Source organism: Rhodoblastus acidophilus, from assembly GCF_025961575.1.
Lineage (GTDB): Bacteria > Pseudomonadota > Alphaproteobacteria > Rhizobiales > Beijerinckiaceae > Rhodoblastus > Rhodoblastus acidophilus_C.
Genome location: NZ_JAOQNX010000024.1, coordinates 75,588 through 84,858 on the forward strand (window position 1 = coordinate 75,588; position 9,271 = coordinate 84,858).

General features: G+C 66.6%; 9 protein-coding genes. 6 read left to right on the top strand and 3 right to left on the bottom strand.

Annotation, left to right across the window (positions count from 1 at the left end; genetic code table 11):
* The 6 genes from M2320_RS16775 to M2320_RS16800 all read left to right on the top strand — a co-directional run bounded on the left by M2320_RS16775 (window position 1) and on the right by M2320_RS16800 (window position 5,545).
* A complete protein-coding gene (locus tag M2320_RS16775) occupies window positions 1-1,047 on the top strand; it encodes a uroporphyrinogen decarboxylase family protein (RefSeq protein WP_264598251.1) in 1,047 nt (348 codons plus the stop codon).
* Complete coding sequence (locus M2320_RS16780; RefSeq protein ID WP_264598252.1) at window positions 1,040-2,065, top strand: uroporphyrinogen decarboxylase family protein; 1,026 nt, start codon at window positions 1,040-1,042, stop codon at window positions 2,063-2,065. The genes M2320_RS16775 and M2320_RS16780 overlap by 8 nt, the downstream gene beginning before the upstream one ends.
* The gene (locus M2320_RS16785; RefSeq protein ID WP_264598253.1) at window positions 2,065-3,765 is read left to right on the top strand and encodes an ASKHA domain-containing protein; all 1,701 of its coding nucleotides are present in this window, start codon (window positions 2,065-2,067) and stop codon (window positions 3,763-3,765) included. Before M2320_RS16780 ends, M2320_RS16785 begins: the two co-directional genes overlap by 1 nt.
* Complete coding sequence (locus M2320_RS16790; protein WP_264598254.1) at window positions 3,762-4,715, top strand: CobW family GTP-binding protein; 954 nt, start codon at window positions 3,762-3,764, stop codon at window positions 4,713-4,715. Before M2320_RS16785 ends, M2320_RS16790 begins: the two co-directional genes overlap by 4 nt.
* 464 nt (window positions 4,716-5,179) lie before the next feature.
* Complete coding sequence (locus M2320_RS16795; protein WP_184428007.1) at window positions 5,180-5,311, top strand: light-harvesting protein; 132 nt, start codon at window positions 5,180-5,182, stop codon at window positions 5,309-5,311.
* A gap of 12 nt (window positions 5,312-5,323) precedes the next feature.
* Window positions 5,324-5,545: a light-harvesting protein gene (locus M2320_RS16800; protein ID WP_264598255.1), complete on the top strand. Its 222-nt coding sequence runs from the start codon at window positions 5,324-5,326 to the stop codon at window positions 5,543-5,545.
* 370 nt (window positions 5,546-5,915) lie between these two features.
* On the opposite strand, the gene M2320_RS16805 is transcribed toward M2320_RS16800, so the two are convergent.
* The 3 genes from M2320_RS16805 to M2320_RS16815 all read right to left on the bottom strand — a co-directional run bounded on the left by M2320_RS16805 (window position 5,916) and on the right by M2320_RS16815 (window position 9,154).
* Window positions 5,916-6,383: an HAD family hydrolase gene (locus tag M2320_RS16805; RefSeq protein ID WP_264598256.1), complete on the bottom strand. Its 468-nt coding sequence runs from the start codon at window positions 6,381-6,383 to the stop codon at window positions 5,916-5,918.
* A gap of 198 nt (window positions 6,384-6,581) precedes the next feature.
* A complete protein-coding gene (locus tag M2320_RS16810; protein ID WP_264598257.1) occupies window positions 6,582-7,157 on the bottom strand; it encodes a GNAT family N-acetyltransferase in 576 nt (191 codons plus the stop codon).
* A gap of 170 nt (window positions 7,158-7,327) precedes the next feature.
* Window positions 7,328-9,154, bottom strand: a complete 1,827-nt coding sequence (locus M2320_RS16815; protein ID WP_264598258.1) for a PHA/PHB synthase family protein — start codon at window positions 9,152-9,154, stop codon at window positions 7,328-7,330.
* Window positions 9,155-9,271 lie beyond the last annotated feature (117 nt).

A 9,271-nucleotide genomic window follows, 5' to 3' on the forward strand; every position in this document is an offset into this window, starting at 1 on the left:
ATGAGCCTCGATCGCCGTGAACGGTTTGTCCGCGCGCTGGCGCGGCAGCCGCTGGATCGCGCGCCGGTGATCTGCACCGGCGGCAGCATGACCGCGACGCCCGATGAGGTCGTGGCGCTTTCGGGATATGCCCTGCCCGAAGCGCATGGCGACGCCGCCGCCATGGCCGGACTGGCCCTGGCGGCGGCCCGCATCACCGGCTTCGAATCGGTGGGCGTGCCGCTATGCGTCACCGTCGAAGCCGAGGTTTTTGGCGCGGAAATCGACCTGGGCGACGCCCGCACCGAGGCGCGGATCGTGCGCGAGCCCTACGCCTCGGTCTCCGACGTAACCCTGCCCCCCGTCGAAGACTTGTTGCAGCGCGGGCGCGCGCAGATTTCCGTGGAGGCGGTGCGCCTGCTGGCGCAACAAGCCGGCGACCTGCCGATCATCGCCAATCTGATCGGCCCGGTCAGCATCGCCGCCGCCGTGGTCGAGCCCACCGCCTTCCTGCGCGAATTGCGGACAAAGCCCGCGGAAACCGCGGCGCTCTCGGCGCGCGCCACCGACTTCCTCATCGCCTGGGCGCTCCAGTTGATCGAGGCCGGCGCCGACGCCATCGCCATCCACGAGGACACAGTTACGCCCGCGCTGGTGGGACCGCGCACGTTCGAGCAGGCGGTTGTCCCGCATCTGCGAAGGCTGGTGGAGGCGATTCATGAGGCGGGCGGGCGCGTGCTGCTGCACATGTGCGGCGCGCTCGGCCGGTCGGCGGAGGCCGTCGCGCGTCTTGGCGTCGACGCCTATATTCCCGACGCTTCGCTCAGCGTCGCCGATCTGCACAAGAGCCTGCCGGGCGCCGCGCTGATCGGCAACATCAGCACCTTTCTGCTGCACCAGGGCGAGCCGAAAGGCATCGCCAAACTGGCGGCGCGCCTGTCGGGCCCCGGCGGGTTCGACGCGCTGTCGCCGACCTGCGGCATGTCCAGCATCACGCCGCTGCAAAACATTCTCGCAATGACTTCGGCCAAGAACGCACGGGCCGCACAGGAGTTTTCAAATGTCTGACATGGCGCCGCGCGAGCGGCTGAGCCGCGTGCTCGCCGATCAGCCCGTGGACCGCGCCCCCGTGATCTGCACGGGCGGCATGATGAACGCCGCCGTGGTCCAGGTGATGGACGAGAACGGCCCCACCCTGCCCGCCGCGCATTTCGATTCCGAAGGCATGGCGGAGCTGGCGCAACGCGTCCATGCCGCCACCGGCTTCGAAAATCTCGGCGTGCCCTTCTGCATGACCGTCGAGCCGGAAATCCTGGGCAGCCGCATCGATCCCGGCACGCTCTCCTGCGAGCCCAAGATCGCCGAGGAAGCCTTCGCCTCCTGCGGCGAGGTCGAAATCCGCGACGTGAAAAAAATCATCCGCGAGGGCCGCATCGCCACCGTGGTCCAGGCCGCGCATCATTTGCGCAAGCGCAACCCGGACACGCCCGTCATCGCCAGCCTGTCCGGCCCGGTCAGCACCGCCGCCTCCGTGGTGACGCCGCTGACCTTTTTGAAAGAATTGCGCACCCGCCCGCAGGACGCTCATCGCGTGCTCGACTATGTCACGCGGCTGCTGGTCGAATATGCCCGCGAGGTCATCGACAGCGGCGCCGACGTCATCGCCATCGGCGACCCCACGGCGACAGGCGAAATCCTGGGTCCGCGCATTTTTGAGGATTTCGCCGTGCGCTACCTCAATCAGCTCTGCGACGCCGTCCACGCCAATGGCAAGCAGGTGATCGTCCATATCTGCGGCGACATGTCGAGGAGCCGCAACCAGCTCGCCGCCATCCACGCCGACGCCATCAGCGTCGACGCGCTGGTCAATCTGAAAAAGCTCAAGGAAGATTTTCCGCAAATCAACACGATGGGCAATGTCAGCACCGCTTTGCTCGAGTTCGGCGAGGCCGAGAAGGTTTCGCGCAACACGGCGCGGCTGATCCGCGACGGCATCGACATCATCTCGCCGGCCTGCGGCTTGAGCACCTCGACCGGGCTCGATAACATTCGCGCCCTGACCGCCACCGTGAAGGAACACGCCTGATGCCTCAGGTGCATTTCCGCTCCCACGACATCCGTATCGAGGTTGAAGAAGGAACCTCGCTTCTCGACGCCGCGCGGCGCGGCCGCGTTCGCCTGGAGGCGCCCTGCAACGGCGCCGGCACCTGCGGCAAATGCAAGGTGCGTCTGGATGAGGTGGCCCGCCGCGTCGCGCATGTCGTCGACAGCCGCAAGCTCAGCGACGAGGACCGCCGCGACGGCTGGGCCCTGCTTTGCACCACGCTGGTCGAGGGCGACATCGCGCTCGACCTGCCGGCGGGCGCCGAACTCGGCCTGCGCATCCTGGAACATGGCAAGCAGGTCGATCTGCCGCTGAGCCCCTGGATCGGCAAGCGCTTTCATCCCGAACGCAATGTCACGGAAATCCTCTCCGGCGGGGACGTGCTGGCGGAGGAGCCCGGCGACACCAGCGCGCGCGCCTATGGCGTGGCGGTGGACATTGGCAGCACCACCATCGTGGCTTCGCTCATCGACCTCGGAACGGGCTCGCATGTGGGGGCGGCCTCGGCGCTCAACCCGCAGGCGCGCCACGCCCAGGATGTTCTGTCGCGCATAAAACTCGGCTCCACCTCCGAAGGCCTGGCTTTGCTGAACGCCGAGGTCACGGCCGAAATCAACCGGCTGATCACGTCGCTCGCCATTGAAGCCAACATTCCACGCCGGCGCATCTATGAAGTGGTCCTGGCCGGCAACACCTGCATGCTGCACCTCGCCGCGCGCGTCGATCCCGAGCCGCTCGGCCGCTATCCCTACACGCCGACGCTCATGGGCGACGTGCATTATCCCGCCAAGGCGCTGGGCCTGATCATCTCGCCGTTCGGCCTCGCCTATTTCCCCCCGGTCGTGTCCGGCTTCGTCGGCGCCGACATCACCGCCGGCATGCTGTCGGCGAGCCTCGCCGAGGAAAAGGGCGTGACCCTGTTCGTCGACATCGGCACCAATGGCGAAATGGTTTTGGCGCGCGACGGCCATCTTCAGGCGACCTCGACGGCGGCCGGTCCGGCCTTCGAGGGCATGAACATCGCCTGCGGCATGCGCGCCGCAAGAGGCGCCATCGAGCGCGTCAGTCTTGACGGCGGCGACGTGACGGTCAAAACCATCGACGACGCTCCGGCGGCGGGCCTGTGCGGCAGCGGCCTGCTCGATGCGGTCGCCGAACTCGCCGTCCATGGCGTGGTCGAACCCTCCGGGCGCTTCACCAAAAATCGCGGCGCCCTGCCCCCGGGCCTGCAGGCGCGCTTTGGCGAGCGCGACGGCAAGCCGGTCTTCCATCTCACGCCGGACGTCTATTTGTCCCAGGGCGACATAAGGCAGGTGCAGCTCGCCAAGGGCGCCGTACGCGCGGGCATTGACGTGCTGCTGCGGCGCAACGGGCTGACCGCCGCTGATGTGGACCGGGCGCTGATCGCCGGCTCCTTCGGCTATCACCTCACCGTGCGCAGCCTGATCGACATCGGCCTGTTCCCGCCGGAATTCGACGGCAAGGCGATCTATGTCGGCAACACCTCGCGCACAGGCGCCGAGGCCCTGCTGACCCACGCGCCGAGCCGAGACGCCCTGGTCGGCCTGGTGCGTTCGGTCGAAGCGGTCGAACTCGCCAATGACGAGGCCTTCACAAAAGTCTTCGTCGCCGCCATGGCCTTTCCCCGTCCGCACCGGCCCGCGCTGGAAGATGTGGCGTGACCGGCGGGGATGCGCGCATTCCCGTCACCCTGGTCACCGGCTTTCTCGGCAGCGGCAAGACCACTTTGCTCACCGCTTTGCTGCGGCGGCCGGAGCTCGGGCCTTTCGCCGTCGTCATCAATGAATTCGGCGAAATTCCGCTGGATCAGACGCTGATCGGGCGAGTCGAGGGCCAGGTGGCCGTTCTCAGCGGTGGCTGCCTGTGCTGCGGCATCGGCGGCGACTTTGCGACCACCTTGCTCGACCTGCACGCGCTTCGCGCGGAAAAACCCTTCCAGCGGGTGGTCATCGAGACCAGCGGTCTCGCCGATCCCGGGCCCCTGCTGGCGCCGCTGGTCCAGGACCTGAAGCTCACCCAGGTTTATCGCGTCGATGGCGTGGTCGCTGTGGTCGACGCCTTGCAGGGTTTTCGCGAACTCGAACGCCAAAAGGTGAGCGTCAAGCAGGTCGCGCTCGCGGATCGAATCGTGCTGAGCAAGAGCGACATCGCCGCGCCTCTCGCGGTCGCCCGGTTGAAAGTGCGGCTTGCCGAAATCAATCCCTTCGCGCCCTTCGTCGTCGCCAATCACGGCGCCGTCGAGGGCGCCTGGCTGTTCGATCCGGCGCCCGGCGCCGCGATCCGCTATGCCGGCTTGCCCGGCGGCAGCGCCCATGACCGCGAGCACGCCCAGGGAATCCGCGCGTTCTGCCTGTGGTTCGACGCGCCGTTCAGCTGGGACACTTTTGCCGACGCCTTCAGGGGCCTGGCGGAAGCGCATGGCGAGGCGATCCTGCGCCTGAAGGGCGTGCTGAACATCGAGGGACGTCCGGTCGCCGCCCATGGCGTCCAGCATTTTCTGCATGCGCCCGAACCGCTGGCGGGCTGGCCCGACGACGAGCGCCGCTCGCGCCTCGTGGTGATCGCCGACCGGCTGACGGAAACGCAGCTGCGCGACTTCTTTCCCGCCTAAGCTTCTTGATCGCTTAACGGCAATTTCCGCGCGCCCGCCGCGCCGAAGCCGACTTCACACACCATCATCTCAGCGTGTTTGCGCCGCCCACTTGGCAGGCGGGGCGGACGCGCGCCGTCTTTTCGGGAAAGCGCCGCAAAGCGCCCCCACATGCGGCGGAATGTCGCACCTTGCGCACAAAAACCTGAAATTTCGTCAGACCATGCTTCCGATGGGCGGTTCGGCAACACAAAAGTCCATGCCGATGCGATCGCGGCAAACGCCTGTCTCCGGCGCCTCGTCCAGGCCTGCCGCGACCGGCTTGCTCTGTTGAGAAACAATTGACATTTCCTACCGTTTTTATATTCTTATCTTGCGAACGGCTGATGGCGATGCCGCCGGAGCCTTCGCCGCCCTGCCCCTGGGGCGCGAGACCCGCTTAGCGGTTTCCAAACAAGCAGGGGCGCAACAAGAGAGGTGTACAGATGGCTGATACGCTCACTCCGGACCAGGCTGAAGAGCTCCACAAACACGTGATCGACGGATCGCGGATTTTCCTGGGCCTCGCCCTGATCGCGCATTTCCTCGCTTTCACCACCACTCCCTGGCTCCACTAAGAGGCTCGCCCCATGACCACTCAAGCTAAGATCTGGACGGTTGTCCCCCCGAGCGTCGGACTGCCGCTCTTTCTCGGCTCCGTGACGGTGATCGCGATCCTCGTGCATCTGGCGGTCCTGACCCACACCACCTGGTTCCCGGCTTACTGGCAGGGCGGCGTGAAGAAGGCGGCGGCCGTCGAAGCTGTGCCGAAACCGGTCGCTTCGCTGCCGAGCGGCGTCATCGCGAACTGACGACATCGCACGAATTGACGCCTGCCGGTTTTCGGCAGGCGTCGACAAGGCGGCTCGATGCGCCCGGGTCGACAGAACGACACTCTCGCTGCGGAACGTCCACCCCGCAACCGGGAGACCGTCGGAACTGAATGGCCTCCCCGTGAGGCCATTCCTTTTTCCGACCGCGGCGCAGCCCATTCAGTTTCGCCGGAGGACGTGCCCTACCCCGCCTTTCCGACATAAGTTCGCCCCCGCTATCTCTCCTCGGTGCGCGGGCGTAAGGCAGGCGGCGCCGAGACCTCCGACGCTTTTGCGGCGCCGCCTGTTCCTTTCATGTTTCTTTATTTCCTCGCGATTGGCGCGCCGCGCAGCCGGCGCGATGCGCGAGTCAGGCGGTTCCCGCCAGCAGCGAGGGAACGCTGGAAAGACTGGCGATGCGCAGGGGATCGTCTGAGCCGAGGCCGAAGCGGTCGAGCCAGAATCCGCGCAATCCCGCCGCCGCCGCACCCTCGGCGTCCACCCTGCGATCATTGCCGATATGGATGGCCCGCTCGGGCGGCGCGCCAAGTCGCGCGCAGGCCATGGCGAAAATGCGCGCGTCCGGCTTGGCCACGCCCACTTCGTCGGCGATCACGGTCACGTCGAAATGCGCGCTCAGGCCGAGGGCGTCGATCTTGCGCCGCTGCGTCGCCGGCTCGCCATGGGTGATCATGCCGAGCTTCGCGCCTTGCAAGGCGGCGAAGCACGGCCGCACGTCGTCGAACAGCCGCCAGGCCCGGCGATAGGCGGCGGAATAGAAGTTGAAGGCGAGATCGGCCTCGGCGTCGCCCAGACGCTTGCCCAGCACTTCGCGCACCCGGGCGCGCCTTTGTTCCGAGAAAGGAGATCAGGCCAGAGCGCCAGCGCACGGCCTGGCGCGCCCGCGCCGCGCGCCAATCGGCGAGGAACATTTCAGGCGGGCGCTCCGGCGCGACCACAGCCCGAAGGGCGAGCGCCGCCTCCCGGTCGGCGCCCGCATGATCGAACAGGGTCCCGTCGAGATCGAACAGGACGATCATGGCGCCGGACCTCGCGAGGCCTCCGCGGAACCGGCGCGCAGCGCGTCCGGCGCGCTCAGCCATTTGGCGAGATGGAGTTCGTCGATCAGCTGGCCGTCGATACGATATTCACCGCGCAGCCTTCCCTCCACGGAAAAGCCGAGCTTGCCGAGACAGGCAGCGCCCGCCCTGTTGCCGGAAAGGACATGCGCGTCGATCTTGACGAAGCCGCGCGCCCGCGCCCAGGCCTCGGCGGCGGCGAACAGGCTTGTTGCGACGCCCAGGCCGCGAAAATCGGTGGCGACCAGCAGGGCGCGCGCCAGGCCGACATGGCTGTTGGCGGCGTCGCGGCTGCGCGGCGACAGAGCGATGAACCCGATGTGGCGCTCGCCGGCCAGGGCCACGGTGAGATCGGCCAGGCTGAAGCGCGTGGCGAAGGGCGCGCCGCGCCCGCTTTCCGGCCGCGCCCCGTCCGGCCAGGCCCAGGCGTCGAGCGCCGCGAGGCCGTCGAGATCCTCGCGACGGGCGGCGCGGATGCGAATGCGTTCACGACCCGAGCCAATGGTGTCGCGTGCGAAAAAGGGTGCGTTCATCTGGCGTCCATCAAGCGCGCGAGTCCGGCGCGGCGAAGCAATTAATATATCAAAATGGTAGGATTACATCGGCAAGAGGTCAATGGTTTGTTATTTCGAAGCTTGGACGATCCCGGCGCGGCTCTTTTGCGCGCGAGGCGCCCGGGGGCAAATTCGTCTTGCGCGGATTCTCAGGATTGCAGCACATAGGTCCCGGGCGCCGGCGTGATCGGCGCATAGCCGCAGTCCGGGCGGCCGACGCCGGGCGCGGCAATTTTTTCGCGCGACCGCCCGTCCAGCCAGTCCAGCCATTTTGGCCACCACGAGCCCTGCGCGTGTTCGGCGCGGGCGAGCCATTCGTCGGGGCCGCTGAAGCGGGTGTGGGCGGCGCGCCGCCCGACCCGCAGTCGCCGGCCGGGATGGCCGGGTTCGCTGACGATCCCGGCATTGTGGCCGCCGCTGGTCAGCACGAAGGTGATGTCGATGCTTTCGACCAGATGAATCTTGTAGACGGAGCGCCAGGGCGCGACATGATCGCTTTCGGTGGCGACCACGAACAGCGGCGCCTGGATGTCGCCGAGCGAGACCGGCCGGCCGTCGACGGAATAACGCCCTTCGAACAAATCGTTGTCGAGGAACAGTTTTCGAAGGTATTCACTGTGCATCCGATAGGGCATGCGCGTCGCGTCGGCGTTCCAGGCCATCAGATCGTTCATCGGCGGGCGCTGGCCCATGAGATATTCATGGACCATGCGCGACCAGATCAGATCTCCGGAGCGCAACAACTGAAACGTGCCGGCCATCTGCCTCGCGTCGAGAAAACCCTGGTTCCACATGATGTCGTCGAGAAAGCTGAGCTGGCTCTCGTCGATGAACAGTGAGAGTTCGCCGGCCTCGGTGAAATCGGTCTGCGCGGCCAGCAGCGAGATCGTGTTGAACGCGCTCTTGCCTTCGCGGGCGAGATAAGCCGCGGCAATGGAAAGCAAGGTGCCGCCCAGGCAATAGCCGACCGCGTTGACCGGCGTGTCCGGGACGATGGCGTTGACCGCCTTCAGCGCCTCGAGCAGGCCGAGGCGCAGATAATCGTCCATGCCGATGTCGCGGTCCTCGGCGCCGGGATTGCGCCAGGAGATGATGAATACGGTGTGGCCGTGATCGACCAGATATTTGACCAGCGAATTCTGCGGCGACAGATCAAGAATGTAATATTTCATGATCCAGGCCGGAACGATCAGCACCGGCTCGGCCGCGACCTCTGGCGTCGCAGGCGCATATTGGATCAGTTCGATCAGGCGATTGCGAAAAACCACCGCGCCGGGCGTCACCGCCACTTCCCGGCCCGGTCGGAAGCGCTCCGCGCCGAGCGGCGGCTTTTCGCCGAGGGCGCGCTCCCAGTCCTGCCAGAAATTCAGCGCGCCGCGCGCCAGATTGAGGCCGCCCTCGGCGATCGTCGCTGCAAGCACTTCTGGATTGGTGGGGATGAAATTGACCGGAGACACGGTGTCGAGCGCCTGACGCGCCATAAAGGTCGTCAATTGCTCATGATGAGCCGAAACGCCGCTGACGCCGGTGGTGGCGCTGTGCCACCATTGCTGCTGCAGCAAAAACCATTGGTGGAACAGGTTGAATGGCGGCTGGCGCCAGAGATCGGAGTCGAAGCGCCGATCCTGCGGCAGCGGCTCGATGCAGCCCTCGGCGTCCGGACGTCCGGCGGAGCTCAGCGCGTAAGCGATGAAACGCACCAACTTGCGAAAGCCTTTTTCCGTAAGCTCGGCGCGCTTTCCCGGCGAAGCCGCCAGATGGATCGCCCAGTCGGCATAAGCGAGCCAGAGCGCCGCAGGGGACAAGCCCAGCGAATAGCGCGCGAGCCCGGCGCGCAGGAGGCGGTCGAACGGCGTCGGCGGATCGGGGTCACCGCGGTCGGCCGCACCGCCGTCGCCACGGTTCGGCGCGGCGCGGGCGGGGGCCTGCGATGGAGCCAGGGGCTTCACGGGGTCGAAGTCTGTTTCGCGTCCCATCCCGGCTCTCCTCGCCGCTGTTTGCTAGAGCGGATTCGACTTAATCCGGATCATATCCTGCTGCGGCGAAGAAATTGGCGCACTCTTGCGGCGTGAAAGCTGACAGGAGCGCGCCTA